Origin of the sequence: Boseongicola aestuarii (genome assembly GCF_900184815.1) — a bacterium.
Lineage (GTDB): Bacteria > Pseudomonadota > Alphaproteobacteria > Rhodobacterales > Rhodobacteraceae > Boseongicola > Boseongicola aestuarii.
In genome coordinates this window covers 1-25,383 of the sequence record NZ_FXXQ01000018.1, presented here as the reverse complement: position 1 = coordinate 25,383, position 25,383 = coordinate 1, and the positions used below count along the sequence as shown (strand labels likewise).

Annotated in this window: 27 protein-coding genes and 1 tRNA gene; 12 read left to right on the top strand and 16 right to left on the bottom strand. The window is 58.8% G+C overall.

All coding sequences use genetic code 11. The annotated features are described in order from the left end of the window. Positions 1-9: 9 nt before the first annotated feature. The 3 genes from BOA8489_RS18095 to xylA are packed head-to-tail and all read left to right on the top strand — an operon-like array spanning position 10 to position 3,494. Positions 10-768 carry an ATP-binding cassette domain-containing protein gene (locus BOA8489_RS18095; RefSeq protein WP_093975717.1) on the top strand — a complete coding sequence of 253 codons (759 nt, stop codon included), beginning with the start codon at positions 10-12 and terminating at the stop codon, positions 766-768. After that, complete coding sequence (gene xylB / locus BOA8489_RS18090) at positions 769-2,205, top strand: xylulokinase (RefSeq protein ID WP_093975716.1); 1,437 nt, start codon at positions 769-771, stop codon at positions 2,203-2,205. Next, positions 2,202-3,494: a xylose isomerase gene (xylA, locus tag BOA8489_RS18085; protein ID WP_093975715.1), complete on the top strand. Its 1,293-nt coding sequence runs from the start codon at positions 2,202-2,204 to the stop codon at positions 3,492-3,494. The genes xylB and xylA overlap by 4 nt, the downstream gene beginning before the upstream one ends. Positions 3,495-3,610: 116 nt before the next feature. On the opposite strand, the gene BOA8489_RS18080 is transcribed toward xylA, so the two are convergent. Continuing rightward, positions 3,611-4,519, bottom strand: coding sequence for a Rossmann-fold NAD(P)-binding domain-containing protein (locus tag BOA8489_RS18080; protein WP_093975714.1), 909 nt, complete (start codon positions 4,517-4,519; stop codon positions 3,611-3,613). A 99-nt stretch (positions 4,520-4,618) separates the two neighbouring features. On the opposite strand from BOA8489_RS18080, the gene BOA8489_RS18075 reads away from it, so the two are divergent. The 3 genes from BOA8489_RS18075 to BOA8489_RS18055 all read left to right on the top strand — a co-directional run bounded on the left by BOA8489_RS18075 (position 4,619) and on the right by BOA8489_RS18055 (position 8,323). Next, positions 4,619-5,521, top strand: coding sequence for a LysR family transcriptional regulator (locus BOA8489_RS18075; RefSeq protein ID WP_093975713.1), 903 nt, complete (start codon positions 4,619-4,621; stop codon positions 5,519-5,521). 1,264 nt (positions 5,522-6,785) lie between these two features. Beyond that, positions 6,786-7,091 (top strand): hypothetical protein, encoded by a 306-nt coding sequence (locus BOA8489_RS18060; RefSeq protein WP_093975710.1) that lies wholly within the window; start codon positions 6,786-6,788, stop codon positions 7,089-7,091. Positions 7,092-7,390: 299 nt separating this feature from the next. Further along, positions 7,391-8,323: an aminotransferase class IV gene (locus BOA8489_RS18055; RefSeq protein WP_093975709.1), complete on the top strand. Its 933-nt coding sequence runs from the start codon at positions 7,391-7,393 to the stop codon at positions 8,321-8,323. Here the strand turns inward: BOA8489_RS18055 and lhpI are convergent. The 8 genes from lhpI to BOA8489_RS18015 are packed head-to-tail and all read right to left on the bottom strand — an operon-like array spanning position 8,320 to position 16,053. Continuing rightward, positions 8,320-10,014 (bottom strand): cis-3-hydroxy-L-proline dehydratase, encoded by a 1,695-nt coding sequence (lhpI, locus tag BOA8489_RS18050; RefSeq protein WP_093975708.1) that lies wholly within the window; start codon positions 10,012-10,014, stop codon positions 8,320-8,322. The genes BOA8489_RS18055 and lhpI overlap by 4 nt on opposite strands. 5 nt (positions 10,015-10,019) lie before the next feature. Next, complete coding sequence (locus BOA8489_RS18045; RefSeq protein WP_093975707.1) at positions 10,020-10,592, bottom strand: PqiC family protein; 573 nt, start codon at positions 10,590-10,592, stop codon at positions 10,020-10,022. A 1-nt stretch (position 10,593) separates the two neighbouring features. Then, the gene (locus tag BOA8489_RS18040) at positions 10,594-12,696 is read right to left on the bottom strand and encodes a PqiB family protein (RefSeq protein ID WP_245813964.1); all 2,103 of its coding nucleotides are present in this window, start codon (positions 12,694-12,696) and stop codon (positions 10,594-10,596) included. Continuing rightward, positions 12,693-13,337: a paraquat-inducible protein A gene (locus tag BOA8489_RS18035; RefSeq protein ID WP_093975706.1), complete on the bottom strand. Its 645-nt coding sequence runs from the start codon at positions 13,335-13,337 to the stop codon at positions 12,693-12,695. Before BOA8489_RS18035 ends, BOA8489_RS18040 begins: the two co-directional genes overlap by 4 nt. Continuing rightward, positions 13,304-13,933, bottom strand: coding sequence for a paraquat-inducible protein A (locus BOA8489_RS18030; protein WP_093975705.1), 630 nt, complete (start codon positions 13,931-13,933; stop codon positions 13,304-13,306). The genes BOA8489_RS18035 and BOA8489_RS18030 overlap by 34 nt, the downstream gene beginning before the upstream one ends. Positions 13,934-13,960: 27 nt before the next feature. Further along, complete coding sequence (locus BOA8489_RS18025) at positions 13,961-14,392, bottom strand: RbsD/FucU family protein (protein WP_093975704.1); 432 nt, start codon at positions 14,390-14,392, stop codon at positions 13,961-13,963. Between the two features lie 24 nt (positions 14,393-14,416). Next, positions 14,417-15,376 carry a sensor histidine kinase gene (locus BOA8489_RS18020; protein WP_141138333.1) on the bottom strand — a complete coding sequence of 320 codons (960 nt, stop codon included), beginning with the start codon at positions 15,374-15,376 and terminating at the stop codon, positions 14,417-14,419. Beyond that, positions 15,361-16,053 carry a response regulator transcription factor gene (locus BOA8489_RS18015; protein ID WP_093975702.1) on the bottom strand — a complete coding sequence of 231 codons (693 nt, stop codon included), beginning with the start codon at positions 16,051-16,053 and terminating at the stop codon, positions 15,361-15,363. The genes BOA8489_RS18020 and BOA8489_RS18015 overlap by 16 nt, the downstream gene beginning before the upstream one ends. Positions 16,054-16,463: 410 nt before the next feature. On the opposite strand from BOA8489_RS18015, the gene hisB reads away from it, so the two are divergent. Next, positions 16,464-17,051, top strand: a complete 588-nt coding sequence (gene hisB / locus BOA8489_RS18010) for an imidazoleglycerol-phosphate dehydratase HisB (protein WP_093975701.1) — start codon at positions 16,464-16,466, stop codon at positions 17,049-17,051. A gap of 74 nt (positions 17,052-17,125) precedes the next feature. Further along, a complete protein-coding gene (hisH, locus tag BOA8489_RS18005; protein ID WP_093975739.1) occupies positions 17,126-17,764 on the top strand; it encodes an imidazole glycerol phosphate synthase subunit HisH in 639 nt (212 codons plus the stop codon). A gap of 74 nt (positions 17,765-17,838) precedes the next feature. Here hisH and BOA8489_RS18000 read toward each other — a convergent pair whose 3' ends face one another. Continuing rightward, entirely contained in the window at positions 17,839-18,231 is a 393-nt protein-coding gene (locus tag BOA8489_RS18000; protein WP_093975700.1) for a DUF2147 domain-containing protein, read from the bottom strand. Positions 18,232-18,371: 140 nt separating this feature from the next. Between BOA8489_RS18000 and hisA the strand changes: the two genes are divergently transcribed. From hisA to BOA8489_RS17985, 3 genes are read left to right on the top strand one after another with little or no spacing between them, the layout of a single operon-like run. Further along, entirely contained in the window at positions 18,372-19,106 is a 735-nt protein-coding gene (gene hisA, locus BOA8489_RS17995) for a 1-(5-phosphoribosyl)-5-[(5-phosphoribosylamino)methylideneamino]imidazole-4-carboxamide isomerase (RefSeq protein ID WP_093975738.1), read from the top strand. A 9-nt stretch (positions 19,107-19,115) separates the two neighbouring features. After that, entirely contained in the window at positions 19,116-19,877 is a 762-nt protein-coding gene (gene hisF, locus BOA8489_RS17990) for an imidazole glycerol phosphate synthase subunit HisF (RefSeq protein ID WP_093975699.1), read from the top strand. Further along, positions 19,874-20,185 (top strand): phosphoribosyl-ATP diphosphatase, encoded by a 312-nt coding sequence (locus BOA8489_RS17985; RefSeq protein WP_093975698.1) that lies wholly within the window; start codon positions 19,874-19,876, stop codon positions 20,183-20,185. The genes hisF and BOA8489_RS17985 overlap by 4 nt, the downstream gene beginning before the upstream one ends. A 2-nt stretch (positions 20,186-20,187) precedes the next feature. Here BOA8489_RS17985 and BOA8489_RS17980 read toward each other — a convergent pair whose 3' ends face one another. From BOA8489_RS17980 to rlmB, 4 genes are all read right to left on the bottom strand, one after another. Then, positions 20,188-20,622, bottom strand: coding sequence for a CoA-binding protein (locus BOA8489_RS17980; RefSeq protein WP_093975697.1), 435 nt, complete (start codon positions 20,620-20,622; stop codon positions 20,188-20,190). Between the two features lie 181 nt (positions 20,623-20,803). Next, positions 20,804-21,265, bottom strand: a complete 462-nt coding sequence (locus tag BOA8489_RS17975) for a YHS domain-containing (seleno)protein (RefSeq protein WP_093975737.1) — start codon at positions 21,263-21,265, stop codon at positions 20,804-20,806. Between the two features lie 120 nt (positions 21,266-21,385). Next, a complete protein-coding gene (locus tag BOA8489_RS17970) occupies positions 21,386-21,712 on the bottom strand; it encodes a hypothetical protein (RefSeq protein ID WP_093975696.1) in 327 nt (108 codons plus the stop codon). Between the two features lie 11 nt (positions 21,713-21,723). Then, on the bottom strand, positions 21,724-22,500 hold the full coding sequence (gene rlmB, locus BOA8489_RS17965) for a 23S rRNA (guanosine(2251)-2'-O)-methyltransferase RlmB (protein ID WP_093975695.1): 777 nt from the start codon (positions 22,498-22,500) through the stop codon (positions 21,724-21,726). 147 nt (positions 22,501-22,647) lie between these two features. Here rlmB and BOA8489_RS20550 point away from each other — a divergent pair. After that, a tRNA-Tyr gene (locus BOA8489_RS20550) sits at positions 22,648-22,731 on the top strand. A gap of 186 nt (positions 22,732-22,917) precedes the next feature. Here the strand turns inward: BOA8489_RS20550 and BOA8489_RS17960 are convergent. Both BOA8489_RS17960 and BOA8489_RS17955 read right to left on the bottom strand, forming a co-directional pair. Then, positions 22,918-24,600: a recombinase family protein gene (locus BOA8489_RS17960; RefSeq protein ID WP_093975694.1), complete on the bottom strand. Its 1,683-nt coding sequence runs from the start codon at positions 24,598-24,600 to the stop codon at positions 22,918-22,920. Continuing rightward, positions 24,597-25,049 (bottom strand): DUF2924 domain-containing protein, encoded by a 453-nt coding sequence (locus BOA8489_RS17955; RefSeq protein ID WP_093975693.1) that lies wholly within the window; start codon positions 25,047-25,049, stop codon positions 24,597-24,599. Before BOA8489_RS17955 ends, BOA8489_RS17960 begins: the two co-directional genes overlap by 4 nt. Positions 25,050-25,383 lie beyond the last annotated feature (334 nt).

Genomic DNA, 25,383 nt, shown 5'->3' with positions numbered 1-25,383 from the left:
GGGAATAAAATGACCAATACGGGAACACCTCTTGTCGAAATGCGCGATGTTTCGATCTCATTTGGAGGTATCAAAGCCGTTGATCACGTCACCGTTGATTTGCATGCGGGTGAAGTTGTCGGCCTTTTGGGGCACAACGGTGCGGGCAAATCGACCCTGATCAAATGTCTGTCAGGGGCCTATCAGGCCGATGCGGGCGAAGTTTATATCAACGGTGAGAAAGTCGAGATCAACAACCCTCGCGATGCTCGGGCGCAAAATATCGAGACGATTTATCAGACTCTTGCGCTTGCCGATAATCTTGATGCCGCATCCAATCTATTTCTCGGGCGCGAGATTGTGAATTCGATGGGCTTTGTGGACGAAGCCAAGATGGAAGCTGAGACCCGCAAGATCATGCACCGTCTCAACCCGAACTTTCAGAAGTTCAACGTGCCGGTATCGGCGCTTTCGGGCGGTCAGCGCCAATCAGTAGCGATTGCGCGCGCGGTCTACTTTAACGCCAAAATCCTGATCATGGACGAGCCGACGGCGGCTTTGGGTCCACAGGAGACGCAGATGGTGGCCGAGTTGATTGAAGAGCTCAAAAAGCAGGGTCTGGGCATCTTTTTGATCGAGCATGACATCCATAACGTGATGAAGCTTTGTGATCGGGCATCGGTAATGAAGAACGGCAAACTGGTCGGGACGGTCAATGTCGACGAGGTCACGGATGAGGATATTCTCGGGATGATCATTCTTGGAAAGCCCGTAGCGCAAGCCGCGTAGATGTACGTCGGGCTTGATCTTGGCACGTCTGGCCTGAAGGGCATCCTGATTGATGACAATCAGGTTGTCCGGGCCGAGGCGAGCGCGCCTCTCAGCACATCGCGCCCCCAAAGTGGGTGGAGCGAGCAGGCCCCGTCAGATTGGCTTGGGGCTTGCGAAGTTGTTCTGGGCGCCTTGGGCGAAGGTGGCGGGCTTTGCAATGTGCGCGGCATTGGTCTTTCGGGGCATATGCATGGTGCCACGTTGCTGGATGGTGCGGATCAGGTGCTGCGCCCCTGCATTTTGTGGAATGACACGCGCAGTCATGTCGAAGCCGACGCAATGGACCACGATCCGCAGTTTCGCGCGGTGACCGGCAACATCGTGTTTCCTGGATTCACGGCTCCGAAAGTGGCTTGGGTTCGAGAGCATGAACCTGCTATTTTTGCCAGGATCCGCAAAGTTCTTTTGCCGAAGGATTACCTGCGGCTATGGCTGACCGGCGAACACGTGGCCGAAATGTCGGACGCGGCCGGAACAAGCTGGCTGGATACCGGCAAGCGGGATTGGTCGGACGATTTGCTGGCCGCGACGGGATTGTCGCGTGATGACATGCCCCGGCTGGTCGAGGGGTCCGAAGTCTCGGGGACGCTGCGCGACGAGTTGGCGAAACGATGGGGGTTGCCCAAGGGCGTCGTCGTTGCGGGTGGCGGCGGCGATAATGCGGCATCGGCGATCGGTATGGGTGTGGTAAAGGCTGGGCAGGCTTTTGTTTCTTTGGGCACCTCGGGCGTGCTGTTTGCAGCCAATGATGGCTATCAGCCGGACCCTGAGACGGCAGTTCACACGTTTTGCCATGCAGTGCCCGAGACTTGGCATCAGATGGGCGTGATTCTTGCCTGTACCGATGCTTTGAACTGGGCCGCAAAGCTGTTTGAGATGGATGCGGCGTCGATGACCGCCGGACTTGGTCCCTTGCAAGCACCGGGGACTGCGCGATTTTTACCCTATCTCGGCGGTGAGCGCACACCTTTGGCGAGTGCGTCAGTCCGGGCCGGATTGGTTGGGATTGAGCATGCGACCGACAAGGAGGCAGTGACGCGCGCCATTCTGGAGGGGACGTCTTTTGCCTTTGCCGATTGCCGGGACGCTCTCGCGGCGACGGGCACACGGATCGAGCGTGTTCTGGCAGTCGGCGGCGGCACGCATTCGGACTATTGGTTGCGCGCCCTTGCGACCGCCCTTGAGGTACCATTGATGCTGCCGGAAGGAGCAGACCTCGGCGGGGCATTCGGGGCCGCGCGACTTGGGATGATGGCGGCGACGGGTGATCTCTCGGTTGCCAGTGAGCCCCCCATTGCACGCACGATTGACCCTGATCCCGCACTGATTGACGCGTTTAAAGAAGCGCACGAAAGCCACCGAAAAGCAGCAAAGTTTCTGAAGGAATTTCCATGACCGACTTTTTCAAAGATTGCCCCAGAATTGCGTATGAGGGGCCGGACAGTCCCAATGACTTTGCGTTTCGGCATTACAATCCTGACGAGATGGTTGGCGATAAATCCCTGAAGGATCATCTGCGGTTTGCGGTGGCCTATTGGCATTCCTTTGCCTGGCCCGGCGGCGATCCGTTTGGGGGGCAGACGTTTGAACGGCCATGGTTCACGGATGATATGGCCGGTGCGCGGATGAAGGCTGATGTGGCGTTCGAGATGTTCGAGATTCTTGGTGCGCCTTATTTTTGTTTTCACGATGCGGATGTGCGCCCCGAGGGTGCGACGTTTGCAGAAAGCGAAGATCGACTGAAAGAGATCACCGATATCTTTGCGTCGAAGATGGAAGCGACTGGTGTGAAACTCTTGTGGGGAACGGCGAATTTGTTCTCTCACCGGCGTTTCATGTCAGGCGCAGCAACGAATCCCGATCCTGAGATTTATGCCTATGCTGCGGCGACGGTGAAAAGCTGCATGGACGCTACTCTGGCGCTAGGCGGTGAGAATTATGTTTTGTGGGGCGGACGTGAGGGCTATGAGACTTTGCTGAACACCGATCTGAAGCGCGAGCGCGCGCAGGCGGGGGCGTTCTTGCAGCGGGCTGTCGAGTATAAGCACAAGATCGGATTCAAGGGCGCGATTTTGATCGAACCCAAGCCTCAGGAGCCAACAAAGCATCAGTACGATTATGATGTGGCGACGGTTTACGGGTTCCTGAAAGAATATGGTCTTGAAGACGAAGTTCAGGTGAATATCGAGCAGGGCCACGCGATTTTGGCCGGGCACAGCTTCGAACACGAGATCGCGCTTGCCTCGGCTTTGGGAATTTTCGGATCGATTGATATGAACCGGAACGATTACCAGTCAGGCTGGGATACGGATCAGTTCCCGGACAACCCGCGCGAAGTAGCCCTAGCTTATTACGAGATTTTGCGGGCCGGAGGTTTCACGACGGGTGGGACGAACTTCGATGCCAAATTGCGGCGGCAGTCGCTTGATCCAGCGGATTTGATCCTTGCGCATGCAGGCGCGATGGACGTGTGTGCGCGCGGGTTGAAGGCAGCCGCGGCGATGCTGGACGATGGAGGTCTCGAAGCCGCACGACAGGCGCGATATGCTGGCTGGGACGCGAGCGATATCGCATCTCGTGATTTTGAGAGCATCCATGCACAGGTATCGGGGTCCGGTCTCCAGCCAGAACCTAAGTCCGGGCGCCAAGAGCGCTTGGAGAATTACATAAGCCGGTTTGTCTGAGGGCCATGTCACCTCAATGGGAATGGAGCGGTGAATCCACAAGGTACTGTCAGAACAAACCAGCTCAAGACGGGCGATGCGGGTTCGTAGTGTCCGCGGCTGAAAGGATTTGGGCCTTAACTGGCGTAGGCTTGACGCGGGCCTGGCGCAGTCTTGTTTGCATGCATGTCGTCCGGTAGTGAGGCAATCATCACGCGACGCATGTCAGTTGGCACGAAATCAGGAAGAATCCGGTTGAATTTCTTTCCGGACAATTGATGCGGTGTGTTCCACAAGTATCGCATTTCGTTCATTTCGCGGGCGAACTCCCAGAACGGTCCGAGAATTGTAAACATCCACCATGGAAACCCCGTGATTTTGATGCTGCGACCAAGGTGGTCTTGCAGCGCATCCTGCAATTCGAGAACGGAAAAGCTGTGTCCGGGAAACGGAATGTCTTCGAATCTGGCAAGCTCAGCGCGTTTTTCAGCAAGCTGAACGGCAGCCTTGGCCCAGTCGGGCAGATAGCACATCGCCTGCAGCGCATCCGAGCGTCCGGCCGCCGTCAATTTGCCCTTTTTAATCGCGCGAAAATACAGCAATTTCATCACGTCGTCGTCCCGGTCTGGATCGATGAAGTTCCCCGCCCTAAGCACAATGGTCTGCACTCCCGAAGCACGATAGGCGTTTTCCATATCGACTCGGACCCGGCCCTTGACTGTGTTTGGACGTTGCGGCGTGGTTTCTGACCAGACGCCGGGCGTGTCGCCAAAGTTATAAACATTGCCGGGGATGATGACCGTGGCGCCACTGGCCTTGGCCGCAGCAATAACCTGTTTTGTGATCTCTGGAATAGTCTCGGCCCAGTTGTGATAGTTGGGCGGGTTCAAGCCATTTACGATGACATCAACGCCACAGGCGGCGGCGATCATGTTGTTGGATTTGCGATCATAATTGCGCACGTTCCAACCGGCTTTGGTGAAGGCAAGTGCAGCATTCTGACCAATTTTGCCAGAGGAGCCGAGGATCAGGACAGTAGAAGACATATGAAATTTCCTTTGATCTGTGTTGCGATTGCTGGAACATGGCGTATTCAAATATGAAAAAAAATTGCTAAAAAAATTACATTTGATATTCATTATTGAATGGATAGGAACGTTGACGCATTGGATTGGACGTTGCTGCAGTCGTTTTCGGCTGTGGTTGAGGCCGGGTCACTGTCAGGCGCGGCACGCAAACTGGGGCAGAGCCAACCAACTATTGGGCGGCACGTAAAGCAGCTGGAGTTGGTTTTGGGCGTTGATTTGTTCACCCGAGCACCACGGGGCCTGGTGCCGACGGTCGCTGGGCTGGAAATCGCTGACATGACACGAGACATGCAAAGCGCTGCGACCCGGTTGCGTCGGATTGCTGATGGCAAAGCCGGCGATCTGAACGGTACTGTGCGGATCACCGCAAGCGTGGTGACTTCGCATTTCATTTTGCCGAGGATTATTGCGGACATGCGGCAGGTCATGCCGGAAATCCAGATCGATCTGGTACCATCTGACACAACAGAGAACCTCATCTTCCGAGAGGCCGATATAGCAGTGCGAATGTATCGCCCGACCCAGTTGGATGTGATTAGCAAACATATCTGCGATCAGCCGATGGCGGTTTATGCGGCCAAATCCTATCTGGATCGAATAGGTCGGCCAGAAACCCTGGAAGACGCGGCACGTCTGGATTTTGTCGGGTTTGACAAGAGTGACGTGATCATTCGCGTGTTGAATGACTTTGGGCTGACAGCCACGCGCGATTTTTTTGCAGTGCGATGTGATCAACAAGCGGTGCATTGGGAGCTCATTCGGGCAGGATGCGGATTGGGTGGCGCACAGACGATTATCGGGGATGCCGATCCGACGATGGAACGGATTTTGGAGGGACAATTGCAGTTGCAGGCCCTACCGATTTGGCTAACCGCACCACAGGCTTTGCGAACGAATCCTAGGATTCGAGCGGTTTGGGATTATTTGTCAGAGGCGTTGGTGCAACAAATTGATGCTTGATCAACAAGTCTACCTCTCAAACGTCACGTAAATCTGAATATTGCCAGTCCAGCCTTGCGAAAGCCAACGTTCGCCGCAAGGCGGATTTCGGCACATATGGGCTCTGTCCTTCATCACATAGTTTGAGACCTGAGGCGTTTTGACTTTGAAGAGTCATTGCTCATCTTTGTTTAGTGAAGTAGCGGATTTAGCGTGCTGCAAGCGGCGTAGGCTCTTAGTTCCCCTTTTTGTCTTTTCTCGTTCAAGTAGGACTGTGTGGCCTCGGCCTGTGTAAACGTCTGCGGGCATGACGTTATTCAGACTCTCGTGATAATGCTGGTGGTTGTAACGCCCGATTACGGCGGCGATGTCCGCTTTGATATTGCCTGGTAGAGAGTAGTTCTCCAACAAATACGGTTCTTCAGAGGTTGGTGCCATCGCTCGATCTTGTGCTGTGTCTGCAGATGATCGAGCGCGCCTCGTGTGTGCGACATGCCTTTGCCTTCAACGTATTTAGCCAGATCACCGGATATGTAGCATGGTCCGATAGACGGTGTATTGGCGAGCGACGCGTGGCGCTCCACAACAGTGGACTTGGTAATCTCATCAAGCCGCAATCTCAGCCAGGCCTTCAGATGTTTGCCGAACTGACTTCGTAGACCGTCTTTTTGGACTTAAAACCGTAGCCTTGGAGGGGCGAGGCAGGGCTCCATTGCGGCTTGCAGAGCGGGAGCGCCAATCTGGATGGCCTTGCCGGCTCCCCTACCCCAGTCCAGCACAAAGCCCATCGCCGTTTAACGTGCCGCCTCCGCGGAGATGACGGGATGTCTTTCAATATGCACCCGCTTGGTCTGCCCACCGACATCGCGCCGGTAATTCCAAGCCCTGGAACGTTTCCCGACCCAGAGACCGCGGCCTCTCAACTCGGTGTCCAAGTGCTTCTGAGTGCTGTCCTTCGAGAAGGAAACCTCACAAATAAAGGTCCCGGTGAGCTTTGGCATTTTGTAGGTCTTTTGCGGAAATCGGTACGATACTCGGTGCTACTGGATGCAACAAAAAACCTAGCTGAGATGAAACTCTTAGCAACCCCTTGCTCCTCAGTGACATTCAACCTCACCGCTTGGAAGGCGAAAGTCTTACCACTACACGACGCCCGGGCAGTTTCTTGTGCTTATGTCACGGGCGTCGGTGGTCAAGATTGTTGTCGCGAAGTCGCCGGGACAGGCTGTCATGGATATGCCCAGATCCACAGCTAGAAGCGTCTTCGAAAGGATCGGGTACCAGAATGTTGCAAGCCAATACGTGCAATGAAACCGTCAGCATCGTCCAGGCCGTCGTTTTCGGCGCCGGAGAAGCCTGCATCGACATCGGGCTGACGTCCCTCCTTGGCGGCGTCTTTCTATTCATCGGGCTTGTCGTGGTCCTTCGATTCGCAGCAGCGGCGCTCTTGCGGCGCATTTTCCCTCACCTTCTCCGCAACAATGCCGGTGCAATCAAAGGCATCGCGCCACCACCCAACACCGGACCAAAGCGTTTACCCTACGAAAGCCCGATCCGCTCAACCCCAAGATGGGGCCGCAATCCGCGCTGAGCGATGAAGCGCGCCGGCGTCAATCAGACTGCCGACGATCCCGCCCTCGCAGCAATTCGTTTTCCGCAGCGCTGCATGGCCCAAGACCAAAAATTACAATTGACGGCCCATATTTGCCTTAGTCAAAGGTGCTTTCAAAACCTTCATGGTCAAAACGCCCCGGATTCAAACCGACTTCCTTGACCGCCCTCCTGGCAGAAGCCGTACAGCAAACACAAAGTGCGACTGGACCCCATCCTCGCGCACATGCAAAAAGGAAATGGCGCTGTCCCTGCCCGCGCTGAACCGGAGCCTTCCCCATGACCCCCGAATCCAAAAGCACCCATGACGCCGAATTCGACGCCCGAAATGACGACATCCTGATCTGGGTCAATGGCGAGCTTGTGCACAAAGACCAAGCTAAGGTGTCGGTCTATGACAGCGGCTTCATGCTGGGCGACGGGATGTGGGAAGGCATGCGCCTTTACGATGGCGTCTGGGCGTTTTTCGACGACCACATGGACCGGCTGTTCAACTCGCTGAAATCGGTGTCCCTTGACCCCGGCCTCACGCGCGAGGACATCAAAGCATTGCTCGACAAGACCGCCGCGGCGAATGGCATGACCTCTAACGCCCACTGCCGTCTGATGATCACCCGTGGCCGCAAAGCCAAACCGTTCCAGCACCCGGCCCTCAGCCGCTTCGGCCCCACCGTCGTCGCGATCGTCGAACACTCGACCCCCAGCGCGAAAGTGCAAGGCAAAGGCATCCGCCTCGCCTCGGTACCTCAGGTGCGCGGCCTGCCCACCAGCCAGGATCCGAAATTCAACAGCCACTCCAAACTGAACTGCGTGATCGCCTGCCTTCAGGCCGAACAGGCCGGCGCGGACGAAGCCCTGATGCTGGACCCGCATGGTTTCGTGAACACCACCAACGCCTGCAACTTCTTCGTCGTCCGTAAAGGCGAAGTTTGGACCTCCACCGGCGACTACTGCATGAACGGCGTCACCCGCCAGAAGGTCATCGATCTCTGCCGCGCTAACGATATTCCAGTCTTTGAGAAAAACTTCTCGCTTTATGAAGCCTACGGCGCCGACGAAGCCTTTCTGACTGGCACATTCGGCGCACAGACACCCGTCGCCGAAATAGACGGCAAGACCATCGGCACAGGCGAAAAACCAGTCGTGCAACGCCTGCGCGCCCTCTACAAAGACCTCATCGCAGCTGAGGTCGAAAGCCAAAAGAAACGCTAGGAAGTCGCGCCGATCCATGCCGGTGGGGCGGAAGAAACCCGTCCCGTCACCGCCGCCTCGACGCAAGTCTTCAATCCGCCAAAGCGCACCTTCCGGCCTGACAACCCAAACGCATAATGCGCGTATTTCCCCGAGTTTGTGACAAGCACTTTCGTGCGGCTCGGAAACAGCGGCTCGGTAATCGAACACCAGCAGATATCCGGCAGAAACCGCGCGCCCATCGCCTCAAGCGCCACCACAAGCCCCTCGGACCTCGCCGCCGCGAGAACCTCGCGCCCGATAGTCACGATCACTTCGACACCTTCGCGGATCGTCTGTCCCTCCAATAATCCGGCCAAAACCCGCACCTCGTCGAGCGACACATGCGGCGAGCCGATGGCCACCAATTCAACACTCTCCTCGCCCGCGTTCAATTCGCGCCATGCCGCCGCAAATTCCGCCGCCCCAATCCGCGCACGGTCGGCATCCGCGACAGGCTCCAGCCCGCTCTCAGGCGTCACGCCGCGAATGTGCAGCATCGGGGCGCCCGAGGTCGTGCCAAAGGCCGCACAAAGCGCCTTTAGATCGTCCGAGCTCGGCGACGTCTCTTCCAGACCGACCACAAGCGGCACGCGGTCCGGCGAAGCCTTGCCTAACAGCCAGCCCAGCAAAGGCCAGACCGCATCGTCCGCCGCGTCAGGAAACGCCACCTCAACCACCCGCCGCGCCACGCGGCCTGCGTCCGCATAAACCCCCGAAACCGCCGCCCTACCGGTCATCGCGATGCATAAATCAAGGTAATCGGGATGCTTCGGTGTCCGCGCGCCCAAAACCGAATTGGCATAGATCACCGCATTGGACTCAGACCAGCCAATGCACTCGCCACGCCTTGGGCGATCCTGTAACAGATACGGCGCGCAGGTAAACGTCTGCCGCGCCCCCATCGCAACATAGGCATCCGCCAAGCGACTGGCACGGCTGCCGAAATCCTCGCTGACTCCCTGAGAAACCCAGTTCTCGCGATCTACCGAAATCGCATTGATCGTCGTGGGGATAGTGACCGTCGCACCCATTCCGGCCATCTTCTCGGCAAAGATCAGGTTGGCGGAATGCGCCAGAATACAACCGTCGATATGCCCCCGCGTGACGTCCATCAAAGCGGTCGCCCCCTGCGCCACCCCCATCAGACAGACAATCTCCATTGCTGTCTGTGCGGCAGCGCCAGACTCACCCGCCAAAACTGCGCGATCTGCCGCGCTCAGCTCCAACCGGTCCACCTCGGCACGCTCCAAGGCAATGTCCAGGCCATACGCCATCAGTCGCCCGCCAAAAACCCGCGCCTCGCCCTGTCGCGCCAAGGCGGCATAATCATCAGCCGGCAATCGAACCACCGTCACCGGCCGCTCGAATATCCGCTCTGAAACCATCGCGCCAAGCGTCAAGACCTCTTCATCTTCCGCAAACACTAGGACCGCAGGCGCCAACCCGGACAAAGCCAACTCCAGCAACACCCCGCTGCCGCTGCACGACCCGCGCGACGTTGGCATCATCAGCACTTTGCCACTGACACGCGCCCCCGCCTGTGGGTGATGCGCGTCGATGATCCGCCCGGTTTCGGGATCGACTCCGCCCCAGAAACTCAGGCCCTCGTCGCACACCAGAACCGCGCCCGATGCATCGCCCCCGGCCAGCAGCATCGCGGCGTCACCCATGCGTCCTACCGCAAACCATAACGGGCGACGTGTTCGGCCAAGGCCGTCACCGTGCGCGACCGCGCGCCGGCAATGGCCTGCATTCCAACCGCCGCAAGATACGGCGTTGAAATCGAGAACCCGATGGCGCGCTCGGGCTGATCTTCGTCTTCGGGTGCGATGAAATACTGACCCGTCGCCACAAATGTGCCATCGCTGCGCGCCACGAATTTGTCCACGCGTATGTCGACGGTGGCCTCCGGCACGCTGCGGTAAGGCCACGGGTCGGGCGCTACGCGTGCTTGCGTGATCGTCGTCAAGGCCCGCGCAAATCCAAGCGTCACATCGCGCACCGGATCGTCGGCCCAAAGCGTGTCGGGGTCCTCGACCAACGAGCCATCGGCCGCCTCTGTGACCAGAAACTCAGCTGAGGCATAGGTCGGCAGCGATATCTCGCGCACTGACACCGACGCATAACGGATACCGATCCGCTCACTCGGCGCCGCCGCCTCACCGGCAAAACGCGCGATTTCCGTCGAACCGCACGCGGCGAGGGCAAGCGATGCGACAACAATGGCAATAATCCGGTCCAATCTCATATCAACGTCCTAAAATGACCGAATTTGGTCGGCGCTCAAGCGCGCGGCTCAAGCTTTCAAAGGCTTTTGCGGCATCACTGACATCCCGCAATGCCGCGCGCGCTTCGCGGCTAAAGTCCGAATTCTGATCCAGTCCCGCAAGTGTCTCTTCGGCTTGCGCCACCAGTTCCTCGATCCGTGCCGCCAGAGACGGCAGTCCCGCAACCGCCGTTTCGACAGCCGCAGCCGCTGTCTCGGCCGATGCCAAAGTCTGATTCAGACTGCGCACGGCACCACCTTCACGCAGCTCGCGCAACGCCGCTTCGACCTCGCCCAGAGCAGTTCCGAGCGCGCCCGGCAAGGCTTGCGTGTCTTCCGAAACGAACAACGCTTCTGCCGACGCTAATGTCGCGCTGGCTTGCTCGATCATGTCCTCCAAGGGAATGGATGCAGCGCGATCAGACAGGTTCGTCACCGAGGTCACCAGCTCCGGGACACCAGCGACGCTGGTTTCGACCCCCGTCGCCGCCGCTGCCGCCGCATCGATGGCGCCCTGCAATCGAGCCACCAGATCCGCTTCGTCAAGCGCTGCAGTCACCGCGCGCATGTCTTCCGCCACGCCTTGCAACTCTCCCACAAGCGCCGACACTTCGCCCGGCAAACCCTGCATTGCAGGCGCACTCACCAATCCCCGCACATCACCGATCAAGCCACGCACATCACCAGGCACAGCCCGCGTGTCTTCCGCCCCGACCAGGTTCTCCGCCGCATCCAGAAATGCGATGGCACTGACCAGCAATTCTTCGATCGGCAAGGCGTTGATGCGTTGAAACACCCCCTCGGCGGTGGCCGAAACATCCGAAATCTCGCTCTGAGTACTGGGCAGGATCGGATAGGGATCGCCCGCCATATCCATCAGCTCAATCGGCGCATCCGGCACGTCGATCATCTCGACCTTCAGACCGCCGGTAAGGATGGTCGCCGTCGCCAACCGCGCCCGAAGTCCCGCGTCCACGCGCTGCACGAAATAATCCAGCGGGTCGTCAAACGTACTGAGATCCAGCGACAGCCGCGATGGCACCAGCGCCAGCGTCGTCAATAGCCGCACCCCGTCGTCGCCGAACCGGTCCTCATCCACCAGCCCGCGAATGCTCGACACCTCGCCAATCCGCACGCCATCCAGCTCAACCGGAGCTCCGACCACAAGACCGCTGAAATTCTCGCGAAACACCACCGTCAGGTTCAATTCGGTCTCGTCGCTGGTCTCGAACAGACTGGCCCGCGCACGGCCCTCGTCGGCGAACAAGCCGAACTGCGCACCATCGGCCGCCGGCCGACCGCCCGAGACGATGGTCTCAAACGTCACGCCGCCACCGATCAACGACGCAAGTGACGTGAAATCCAACTCGGCCCCTCCCGCTCCAATGGAAAACGTGAACCCGGATGTGTCCCAAAACCGCGTCGCTGACGTAACGATCCGGTCATATGGCTCGAATATGATCGCGTTGGCCTGCGCATTCACACCGTCTTCGGACAGACCGGGCTTGCCGATCCGGCCGACCTCGATGCCCTTGTATAATATCGGCGCGCCTTCGCTCAGAGCGGCCCCCGGACTTGCATTCAGCACGATCCGCAAACCCTGCTCATCCCCCGCAGCCAGTGGCGGTTCGGACAAGGCAGCGTGGCGAACCGCCAGCCCATCGGGAACGCTGTCCCATGTGCCTTCGATGTAGATACCGCTCAAAACGGTATCGAGCCCGCTCACGCCACGCGCCGACACTTCGGGGCGCACAATCCAGAACTTCGAGCCTTCGTCGACGAAGTCCGCAATGCTCTTTTCCAACCTCACCGAGGCCAAAACCTGGCTCAGATCATCGGTGAACGACACGTCCTCGACCAGCCCGACGTCGACATCGCGGTACCGCAACACCGTCTCGCCCGGAGACATGCCGGCCGCACTGCTGAAGGCTATCTCGATCACCGGACCCCGGTCCGAATACGACTGCCACGCCACACCCAGCGCCACCAAAAGCGTCGCCATCGGCACAAGCCAAACAACCGAAGCGCGCTCGAATATCGACGCCCTCACGGTACGGACCGGTATCTCAGGTGGTTGGTCGCTCACAGGTGGCCCGCCTTTTGGTCTTCGATGCCGTCCCAGATCATGCGCGGATCAAAGGCCTGCGCCGACAACATCGTGAAAATCACCGACAGCGCGAACGCGAGACTCGCCGGCCCCGGCTGAATGGCCGCCACTGCGTTTAGCTGCACTAATGATGACAGAATTGCCACCACAAAGACGTCGATCATCGACCAGCGTCCGATATATTCGACAATCTCATGCACCCCGTGCCGCGCTTCGGGCGAGGTCCGTGAAATCCGCCCCACACTCAAAGCCAGAAACGCGATGCTAACGAACTTGCCGACCGGAATAACGACACTCGCTACCAGAATGATCAGAGCAATCCCGTAAGCTCCATGGGCCGCCAGATCGACCGCACCACCAACAATCGTCGCACTTTCGGTGTGCACCAGAGTGCGGGTCTCCAGCATCGGGTAAATGTTTGCAGGCACGTAACAGATCAGCCCTGCCAACCACCAGGCCCAAACCCGCTGCAAGCTGCGCCTCGACCGCGACTGCACCCGCGCCCCGCAATTGGGGCAAACTTCCGTGCCCATCGGCCAGGCACGCGCGCAGCTGCGGCAACCTACCAATCCCGCATCGCGGGCGGTCAGGACGGGGTCTGTGAAGCCAACGCGTTCCATACCGACCAACTACACATGAACTTCTGCTGGATAACAATGAGAACAGTCAAAACAGCGAACATCCAGAACGCCGGACCAAATGTCACCTGCGCCAAATCCGCGATCTTGACCAGTGACACCGCGCAGCCGATTGCAAAAATCTCTGCCATTGCCCAGGGACGCAACTGCTGCGCCACCCGAAACGCCGCCCGCGCACCTGGCAATGCCGGCTTGTCCACGATAAACGGCGCCAGCACATAGATGATCAGCCCCGTCCTCAGCGCAGGAATCGCTAGGATCATGGACATCGTGGCGATCACGAGAACCGTCAGGAACCCGTCGAAAAAGGCGTAGCTAATGTCCAGAACTGAGGCCGCATTGGCTACTCCGCCCACTTCGATGCGCAAGAACGGAAACACAGCGGCTCCTACGATCAGGATCAGGGTCGCCACCGCCAAAGCCACGATCTGCAACGCCGCCTTCGCCCGAGGCGCTGCCAAAACAGTGTGGCACCGCGCACAAACCGCAACCTGGCCGCGCTCGGGCTGGCGCACACGGTACAGCGCATCGCACTCCGTGCACACGATCAGGTCGTCCAGTCTTGAAGTATCAACCATGATCAGCGACCACGGCGGCGAAAAGGCTCATGTGACCACAACGCCCTTCTTGAGAATGATGTTCCCGTAGAGCCGCGCTTCACCCGTCTGAACCACCGCAAAGCCCGCCCGTGCCAGATCGTAAAAGGCAAAGCGCTCGACTTTCGCGATCTTGGCCGGATGGTCAGCCACTCTGTCGATAATCCGCTGGAATTCGTCAACAATCGGCGGCGTGCCTTCGGGGTCGTCGACCATCTGCATGACCTGGGCGGGGTCGCTGACGAAACTGTCCAGGGGAAACAGGGTTAAAACCGCCTCCAGCACATCGGTCGCCGTCAGACCGTCCAGACGGTGACACCGTTGACCCATCGACTGAGCCGGGAAATTGGCATCTCCAATTACCAATGTGTCGCCATGCCCCATGGCTTGAAGCGTCCACAGGATATCGGGTGACAGGATATTCGGAATATTGCGTAACATCGCCCGACAATCAGACCATTTTGCTCAAAATACAATGCGAAACCGGGCGCCGGACTCGCTTTGCTCCAACGAAATCGCGCCGCCGTGTGCCAGAAGCAGCGTCTGCACGATCGCCAGCCCCATGCCCGTGCCACCGGCGTCGCGCCGGGTGGTAAAGAACGGCTCGAAACACCTGTCGCGATTGCCCGGCGATATGCCGGGACCATCGTCGGTCACGGTCAGGACCGCGCCGTGCCCCGGCGCCGCACCGACAATCGACACCCGCGAAGCCCCCGCGCTTTCCGCATTGGCAACAAGATGCCCCAGCACAATGCCGAGGCCCTCTGCCGACAATGGGAACACCACCTCGCCGCCCAATACCTCCACTTGGATCCCGCTTGCCGGCACGTCCACAGAGCCCAGCGTCACCGCGCCGTGGTGCATCGGATTGCGCGCCGCCGCGATCACGCGCGCGGCCTCCAGCAACCGCTCAAGCCGCGCCTCGGCCCGTACAATCGTCGACACCAGTCCGGCGGCCTCGTGTGACAGACTGTCATCGGCCTCCAACAACTCTGCCGCCCCCCGGATCGCCGTCAAAGGCGTCTTGAACTCATGGCTCACATGATCCGAATACGACCGCACCGCCAACTCGCGCGCCTGCAACACCTCTGCCATTTCCAGAACCGTCTGCCCCAGATCACCTATCTCGGGTGTGCCGAAATGCTCCATCGGCGCAGCCACGCCGCCGCTCCGTATCACCTCGGCCCTCTCAGCCAACCCGCGCACCGGTCGCAGGATCAGCCGCCACAACAACCACCCCAACACCAGCGTCGCCGCGAGCGAAACCACCGCCACCAGCACCAGCGCTTGCCCCCCGCTCAGACCCGGTGCCAAACCGGCGACCATCACCAAACCGAAAACCGGCAAAACCAAAACCGCTAAAAGCGAGCCGCCGAGAACCAGCATCAGGGGCGGGCGCCACTTGGTCTTCACTGTGCGCCGCAAGGCCCCATCCTCAATCCGACTCCATGCAGCGTATCGATCGCATCGTCCAACCCGGCCTCTCCCAGCTTGGACCGCAGGTTCCTCAAATGACTGTCAAGCGTGCGATCCGACACGACCATGCCCGGACCCCAAATCGCATCCACCAGCTTCGGACGGGAAAAAACTTGGGCGGGGCGTGCCATGAGACGCGATAAAATCGCGATCTCGGTGGCCGTCAGTTGCACGACGGCGCCATCAACGCGGCAATCATGCGCTTCCGGCGACAAACTCAACCGACCCCGCACCATCGCACGTATTTCAGGCATTGCGCCCTTGGTGCGCTTCAGAATCGCGCGCACCCGTGCGACCAGCTCGCGGGGTGAAAATGGCTTGGCAACGTAATCGTCGCCCCCCATCTCAAGGCCCAGAATTCGATCAACCTCGTCATCGCGCGCCGTCAGAAACAGAATCGGCACTTCCGAATCGCGCCGGATCGCCCGACACAACTCCAGGCCATCCATCTCCGGCATACCTATATCCAAGATCGCAAGATCAGGCGACGCAGCCTGAACAGCGCGCAATCCCTCGGCCCCATCGCGGGCCTGAAGAACACGAAACCCGGCCCGTTCCAGGGCTATCTTCAAGATATCCCGGATCTGGCCGTCGTCATCGACCACCAAAATCGTCACATCACGCATTCAAAACCACTCCTCGCGAGGCCAGCATAGCCATGGATGGACCGGGGCGCGAGGGGATGAAACACCCCGGTCTTCCACCTGCCTCCACGCAGAGAACTATCCAAACCAACCGCAGCCGGAGCACAGCTTATGTGCAGTTCCCGTGCATCGGACTTCACCCTTTCGAAAATACCACGGGGTCCGGGGCAGAGCCCCGACCACAAGACGCCACCAGCACAGACCTTCGACTGTACCGCGACCGGCGGCACCGAACTCCGGGACAGGCATCCATATCACGCGCCTCTCACCGATCGGACCCGAACCGTGTCGTGCATCAAAAACAACAGCGCGCAAGCGAGAGTCCCCTGCCCCCTTCCCGCGACCGCGAACGCGGCCTATAAGCCGCGCGAACCATCCAAGTGAGGCCGATCATGCGCAGCGCCAAGATCACGCGAAAGACCGCAGAAACCGATATCACCGTCGAAATCAATCTCGACGGAACGGGCTCTTATGACAACCAGACCGGTGTCGGCTTTTTCGATCATATGCTCGACCAGTTAGCCCGCCATGCTCTGATCGACATGAAGGTCCGCGCCAGCGGCGATCTGCACATTGATGACCACCACACGGTCGAGGACACCGGCATCGCGCTGGGTCAGGCCCTCAGTGAAGCGATGGGCGACAAACGCGGTATCCGGCGGTACGGGAGCTGTCTTTTGCCGATGGACGACGCGCTTGTGCGCGCCGCCCTCGATCTGTCGGCGCGCCCTTATGTGGTGTGGAATGTGACTCTGCCGACCTCCAAGATCGGACAGTTCGATACCGAACTGGTGCGTGAGTTCTTTCAGGCATTTGCCACGCACGGCGGCATCACGCTGCATGTCGAGCTTTTGCATGGTTTGAACAGCCACCACATCGCCGAAGCAGCGTTCAAGGCGGTTGCGCGGTCGTTGCGCGATGCTCTTGAGGTGGACCCGCGCAAATCGGATGCGGTTCCTTCGACCAAAGGTACTCTTTGACGGCGCCCGAAGCGAGGGGCCAGCCCCTCGCGCTCCCCGGGATATTTTGAAACAGTAGAATGAAAGAGCAGCGCATGCTGACCGTCCTGATCGACTATGCCGCGGGAAATCTGCATTCGGCCGAGAAGGCCTTTCAGCGCATGGCGCGCGAAGTGGATGGTGGTGAGGTATTGGTATCGGACCGTGCCGAAGACATTGCGCGCGCGGATCGAATTGTTTTGCCGGGTGACGGTGCCTTTCCGGCATGCATGTCGGAACTGAAGGGTCAGGCCGGCCTGTTTGAGGCGTTGATCGAGGCCGTCGAAGTGCGCGGTCGGCCGTTTCTGGGGATTTGTGTCGGTATGCAGCTTATGGCGCGAACCGGGTTTGAGTATGAGACAACCGAAGGACTTGGCTGGATCGATGGCGAAGTCGTGGCAATCGCACCTGGTGATCCGTCGCTCAAGGTGCCGCATATGGGCTGGAACGATCTTGTTATCGATTCCCCGCATCCGGTGCTTGAGGGCATCGCGACCGGGGATCATGCCTATTTCGTGCACTCTTACCAGATGCAGGTCGCCGATCCTTCGCAGCTTTTAGCTCATTGCGATTATGGCGGGCTCGTCACGGCGATTGTCGGCACCGACACCATGGTCGGCACGCAATTCCACCCGGAAAAAAGCCAGTCCGCCGGTCTGCGCCTGATCGCGAACTGGCTGAAGTGGGCGCCGTGAGCGTTGCGCGGTGACCCGTAACAGCGAACAGGTGCACCAACGTTGTACCGACATCGCCCAAATCGGCGCGCTTGTCAGTTGACGCGGGTCCATGTCTGGGCGCGGCAAATGCCGAACACACAGCCCGAGACTTCAAGCACCGGACCGGAAAGCTCCATTTTCGAGCTATAGACCTTGTCACGGTCCGGGGCCCAGATCTTGCCGCCGCTGTAGGTGCCGCCGCCATCCGATTGCATGTCCCAGATCATCCGCTTGCCGATATTGGCGCTTTCGATCTCAGCTCCTGCACTGTCGAACGCCTTGCGGATAACACCGCAAATACCTGTTTCACATGCATAAATTTCGACATGTCCGAAATTGCCTTCATCGCTGGGCTGTGTCTTGTAAAGCCCCAGAACAGCGTCCTGAGCGAAAACCGGGGCGGCCGCCAGAGTGGCAAGAACGGCCAGAGTTGTGCGTAGTTTCATAGTTGATCCTCTCAAAAACTGCGCGCACCTGACAAGACGGCGCATCACGCCGCAAGTGTGACGTTGGGTACCTTGCCTCTTGCCCCTTACGTCAAGCCAAGGCATGAGAGCGCCAAAAGATGAAATGGAGCAATCAAGCGATGATCCTCTACCCCGCCATCGACCTAAAGGACGGTAATTGTGTCCGTCTTTTGAAAGGTGAAATGGACGCCGCGACGGTATTTAGCGACGACCCCGCCGCGCAGGCCCTCGCGTTCCAGAACGCAGGGGCACAATGGGTGCATCTTGTTGATCTGAATGGCGCATTTGCGGGCGAACCCGTGAATGGCGGCGCGGTCGATGCGATCCTTGCAGCCCTGAATGTGCCTGCGCAACTTGGCGGTGGCATCCGAGATATGGCGACCATTGAGAGCTGGCTGTCGAAGGGACTTGCGCGCGTGATCCTGGGCACCGTTGCCGTTGAGAACCCAAACCTTGTGCGCGATGCCGCCAAGGCGTTCCCGGGCCAGATTGCGGTTGGCCTTGATGCGCGCGAAGGACGTGTGGCAACGCGTGGATGGGCGGAAGAAACCGACCTTCAAGTGACTGATCTGGCGCGCAAATTCGAAGATGCGGGTATCGCCGCGATCATCTATACCGACATCAATCGAGACGGCGCAATGGCGGGCCCAAACATCCCCGCGACCGAAGCGCTGGCGCGCGCGGTAGACGTTCCGGTGATTGCATCGGGCGGCGTGTCGTCGATGGATGACTTACGCGCCTTGCAGGCGACCAAAGTGATCTCGGGCGCCATTTCGGGGCGTGCGCTGTATGATGGTGCTATTGATCTCGGCGAGGCGCTCGCGATGCTGGATAACAAGGCGCAGCTGCGGTAAAACACGCCCATGTTGAAAACGCGCATCATTCCCTGTCTCGACGTTGCCGACGGCCGCGTGGTGAAAGGCGTGAATTTTGTCGATCTGATCGATGCTGGCGATCCGGTTGAGGCGGCTATCGCCTATAACGAGGCCGGCGCGGACGAGCTATGCTTTCTCGACATCCACGCAACCCACGAGAATCGCGGCACAATGTACGACCTCGCGACGCGCACGGCCGAGCAATGCTTCATGCCCCTGACAATCGGCGGAGGCGTTCGAACGGTCGATGACGTGCGCAACCTGTTGCTTGCAGGGGCCGACAAAGTCAGTTTCAATTCGGCAGCCGTCGCCGACCCAGATGTGGTTGCCCGCGCGGCGGACCGTTTTGGCAGCCAGTGCATCGTCGTTGCGATTGATGCAAAGACCGTAGCACCTGGGAAATGGGAGATCTTCACGCATGGAGGGCGCCGCGAAACCGGCATTGATGCGGTGGAGTTCGCACGCATCGTCGTCGAAAAAGGCGCAGGTGAGATTCTCTTGACCTCGATGGACCGCGACGGCACGCGCGCCGGCTTCAACTTGCCTCTGACACGCGCCATTTCGGATGCTGTGCCTGTGCCGGTTATTGCATCGGGGGGCGTGGGGACGCTCGACCATCTGGTCGAGGGGGTGACCGAGGGGCATGCAAGCGCCGTTCTCGCCGCCTCGATCTTTCACTTTGGTGAGTACACGATCGGCGAAGCCAAAGCCCATATGGCCGCCGCCGGAATTCCCGTGAGGTTGTCATGAGCGCCCTGGATCGACTGGCTGCCACGATAGACGCGCGCAAAGGAGCTGATCCAGCATCATCTTGGACAGCAAAACTCTTGTCGCAGGGCCCTGAAAAAGCTGCGGAAAAGTTCGGCGAGGAGGCCGTCGAGGCAGTCATAGAAGCTGTGCGCGGCGACCGCGAACGGTTGACCGCGGAAGCGGCGGATGTACTCTACCATCTGCTTGTGATGCTGGCCGCACGGGACCTTACACTGTCGGACGTCCTCACCGAACTGGAACGGCGTGAAGGCGTATCAGGTATCGACGAAAAGGCCGCCCGCACCTGAGGTCAGGCGCTCTTCGCGCCCCTGAGTAGGCGACCATGCTCAGTGGCTGTGCATCGGTCCTCAAAGACTGTCAGACCTCTCGCTTCAGCGATTCGACGGGCCTCGGCGTTGCGGATGCCTAGCTGCATCCAGATCACCCGAAGGCCCTTGAGCGAGTTTAATGCCTCCTCGACCACCGGAACGACAGCGTCAGAATTTCGAAAGATATCGACGAGTTGCACGTCTTCTTTGATGTCACAAAGACGTCCAACGACAGTCTGCCCGAACAGCGTCTTGCCAACATGCCCCGTGTTCACCGGGATCACGCGATAGCCAACCGAAGCAAGGTAGGTCCCGACGCGATGACTTGCCCGGTCGGGGTTCATCGATGCCCCGACAAGTGCAATCGTGCGAGTCTCCAGCAAGGCGCGCGCAATGCGCTCATCTGATGGCGTCATAACCGGTACTTCAAAAGAAAAGGACGCTCGGGCACCAGAGGCCCCGAGCGTCAGTCACGGAACGAGGGACAGTTTGTCTGACGCGGCTGTTCCAAAACCGCGCCACGCATTTCAAATGGTGTCTGTCATCGCCTTTTGAAGATGATTTCGCGAAGTTGTGAACGCGGCGATCTGCGACACTTTAACCTTCAAGGACGCTTGGCCAATTTGCATCCGCGGATCGGATGTGACTGCTGCGCCTTGCCGTCCAAAGCGCACGCACCGAGCGAGAATAATTCAGGTAAAGCCGACCCTCATGCACGGTCCAGGCATTCGGATCGGTCGACGCGGTGTACCCCTTCGAGACCGCATAGGCGCAATATCCGCCATATTTCGGCGCATAAGCTTCGGGGTCCGCATCAAACATCTCTTTGTGCGCTGCACTTGCGAACAGAACGGTAGCTCCATCCCATTCGGACGAAAACTCGGCGAAACCCTCAACCGGCATTTCCTCGGTGAAATAGGCAACCGGGTCATAACCGTTGATCGCGATGTTATCGGTCGCAAAGACAGGGGGCTGGGCCGCAAATACAGGTTGCGTCAAAAGGCCTGCCGCAGGTAGAGCGGTCGCCGTAGCAATCAGGAATGTGCGTCTGTTCATCATGTTTTCAGGTCCCTTTGAAGTGCCTTTGACTTCAAGATGGCAAGCCTTCCGGACCTCTGAAAGGCCCGTCGCGGTCATGTGACCGAAGAATGTGTGTTGCGTGAGATTTGTTTCAATACGCTAGTCGAAAATGTCGAAAACATCTTCAAACACGTCCTCTGCGATATCCCAGATCGAACTTTTGAAACGATGTTTAAGGCTTTTTTTACCTTTTCTGGGCTTCGATTTGGGTGCCCGATGCTGCTTGGAAGGTTTCTTGGACAAGCGGATTGCAGATGGATGCACCAATTCGCGGTCGCCATGGGCATCCGACCGTAGCATCTTCAGCTCGTGCAAGGGTGCGCCGCAACTGGCGCACGCCAGTTCATGCCTGTCCGTGCCCCGCAAGACAAGCGCCGCCCGTGACCCGCAATAGCAGCAGGTGGCGATCTTCTGAGTGTTCGGCATCCGGCGGCTCCCTAGCGGCGTCCCGCAGCATATAGGGCGATCGCGGCGGCATTTGAAACATTGAGTGATCCGAAGTCGCGTGCAAACGGGATATGAGCCAAGACGTCGCATGTTTCCTGGGTCTTGTCGCGCAATCCCGGTCCCTCCGCCCCCAGAATGAGGGCAACGGGGCGGTCCGAGGCCTGTGCCAGCGCGGTTTCCAGAGGAGTTTCCGCCTCACCATCGAGGCCTATCAGCAGGTATCCCATTCTGCGCAATTCTTCCATCGCGGTGGCAAGGTTACGCACGCGCAAATAGGGCTGACGCTCCAAAGCGCCTGACGCGGTCTTTGCCAAAGCACCGGTTTCCGGCGCCGCATGACGCGCCGTTGCGATCACCGCCGAAGCCCCGAACACTTCGGCCGAACGCAAGATCGCCCCGACATTGTGCGGATCGGTTACCCGGTCCAGACACAAGGCAATCCCGCGTGGCCCCGCATCCGACAGCCTGTCCTGCACGCTGCCCCAATTCAGGGCCCGCACTTCCAATGCCGCGCCCTGGTGCACGGACCCCGGATCGATGGGCGCTGGAAACTTACGCGGATCGGCGATCTCGGGTGTCAGGCCAGAGGCCGGAATCGCCTCGCCCAGCCGGTCAGCGGCGTTTTTCGTTACAATCAGCCGCAGCTTCTCGCGCGCGGGGTTCTCAAGGGCATCGCGAACCGCGTGAATACCAAAAAGCCAGAGTGTCTCGGACGCCGCCTGGCGACGCGCTTTTTCTTTTTCAACGACCCATGTCGGCTTCTTCATAGCGATGGCGCTCCTACTTTGTGATCTTGGTTGTGCGGCGCAGGCGGAAGGATGACAAGTCTCAACTGACCCGCTGCTATTTTGCGGTTGACCGTTACCGGCCACGGCGATATTTGACCGCGCGGGCCAAAGGTACGGGCCGCTGTTGGGCGACAGGCCGCAAGGTGTGGCAGGGGACTGTAACTCCCTCGCGGAGACGCACGCCAGGTTCGATTCCTGGGTCGCCCACCATTCAGTCTTCCTAAAACCACCGACGGCACGCTTCTGCGGAATAGTGTTTATATTTCCGTGCGCTGTGGGGAATTGGAGCACCAGAGACCTCACAAATCACCTCTGATCTCAGCACTTTCGGGGTTGTTTTAGGGAAAGTCTCAGCGGGGCATTTGCGCGTGAGGTCTTGAGCTGGTCAAATCGACATCAAGGTTGCGCAAATCCGAGGACGCGGTGCTGCTCGGCCCAATCGAGGGGCAGCTCGGGGAGCGCGCGCAGTTTTTTGGCGGTGATATGGGATGGCTGACGGCCTTCCAGAATCGCGGTTGAGATGTCTGGCGCCAGCCAGGCCAGGGGAAGGATGCGGCTGACGGACCCGCTGCGTAAACCTTCCCTATCAGTGATCTGCTGAATCGAGGACGCCCTTTCCTCAAGAAGTTCGCCTGCCCACCGTCTTGCGTCTGCAACCAATGCTATAAGGTCTGGGTCCTGTTGCGGAGCGTGTTCGGCGGCAATGACGATCGGTTTGGCGCAACCATTCTGTCGTTTTTGGAACAGGATCTCGAAGATTGCGGGTATTGGTGGGTGAGTGGCATCAGGCTCTGCGAGCTCCGCGAGGTTGACCGATATGACCAACCGATCTCTGTGGGCGTCGATACGATCAATGAGGCTCAGGAAGTCTTGTGATTGAGCATCGCCAGTGGTCATGCCGTTTTCCAAAACGCGCTGTTCAATTGTTCTTAGATTGCCGACCGCGGTTGTTTCTCTTGCCTGCCCGTTGATCTGATCTGCAAGCCAGCGTGTATCAGCCAGCCGCTCGTTCAGCGCCTTCAACACAACCCGTTCGATCTCATCCGCTGGCAAGCGCTCGATCTCGGATTTGTCCTCTGATCCACTCAGCGATGATGTGTAGTACCAGTATCGCTTCGTTCGGATTGTCCCGTCCGCGCGGATTGACTTACTGGCGTAAGTCGTTCGCATTGCCCGACCTTTTGAGTCAAACAGAACCCCATTCAGAAGGCGCTTGGCCGGTCGCCGGGTTGACCTGATTGTCTTGCCGCCATGATCAGCCAGCTGGGTTTGGACACGCTTCCAGGTGCCTACGTCGATGATCGCCTCATGCAATCCTTCGTGCAGTTCCTCCTTGTGACGGGTTTTGCCGATGTAGATTGGATTGCGCAGGATGTTGTAAAGAGCCCCGCGAGAGAAGGATGTGCCGCCGCTGACTCTTCCATGTCTGTCAGTCCGGTGTTTGCTGACGATGCCCAACACATCAAGCCGTTCGGACAATTGGCGTGCCGATCCTAACGCGAGATACTCCACGAAGATTGTTCGGATCGCCTCGGCCTCTATCGAGTTCACGACCAGCGCTTTGTCTACAACGTCGTACCCAAGCGGGATAGCACCGCCCATCCACATACCTTTGCGTTTTGAGGCCGCAACTTTGTCGCGGATGCGTTCGGCAGTGACTTCCCGTTCGAACTGGGCAAAAGACAGCAGTACGTTCAGGGTCAGGCGCCCCATCGATGACGTCGTGTTGAAGGCCTGCGTCACAGACACAAACGACACCCCTGCCCCGTCAAACACATCGACCATCTTCGCAAAGTCCGACAGCGCCCGCGTCAGCCTGTCCACCTTGTAAACAACAATGACATCGATCCGCCCTGCCCTGACGTCTTCGAGCAGCTGCTGCAGGCCGGGACGGTCCATCGTGCCACCAGAGAAGCCGCCATCATCGTAGCGCTCCGAGAGCTCCGCCCAACCCTCGTGCTTTTGACTGAGGATGTAGGCGGCACAGGCTTCCCGTTGGGCATCAAGCGAGTTGAAGCTCTGTTCAAGCCCCTCCTCGGTCGATTTGCGGGTGTAAATGGCGCAGCGCTGGCGGATCATCGTGTGCTCTCCGGACGTAAGCCAAAGAACTTTGGGCCGTTCCGGTTTGTCCCGGTCATTGCCCTCGCCACAGCTGACAGGGAGGTATAGCTCTCGCCGTTCCATGTGGCGCCACCCTCGGTCACCAGCACCTCATGAGTTGTTCCACCCCAGTCCTTTAGGATGCGCGTGCCATCACGTGATATGGGATATGGCGGTGTCTGAGTGATGTTGTTACTGGCGCCACAACCATTCCGGCGTTTGATAATCCGGTTCCACGCTCGCCGGACCTTGGTCGTCTCACGACCCTCACTCACCGCTTGAGCATCCCAAGCCAACGCCAGGCGCATCAGGCGCGCTGTGAAGGTTTTCGGCGGTTTGGTACCCTTGGACGAGGCCCAAAGCTGCCGCAGCGTCGAGGCGTTGGCCGCTTCTAACTGGTGGATTAAATCAATTGGTTGCTCTCTCATCTCGATCTCCGTTCAGTTTGCAGGGCTGGTGCGCCCGGTACTGACGGAAGCCCGGAAGTCCGGGCTGGAGATTTGTTGTTTTAATGTGTCAGTCACGCTTCGCTGGCGACAGAAGTCCAGAGAAGATTACCGTGATATCGCCTTGCCATTTGGTTCGAAGCGATCCGAAAGCGGACCTTCGTACCCAGCGCAGCGAACGACGGCTTTGAGCCCAAATGTATGTACCGGCTGCTGTTCGCAAGTGTTCAATTGCATGTCTTCTGGAAGTCGCTGATATGTATCCGGCCTTTGGATCGGCTTGTTTTGCTTGCCGTGGCCCTGTTGGGAGTACGCA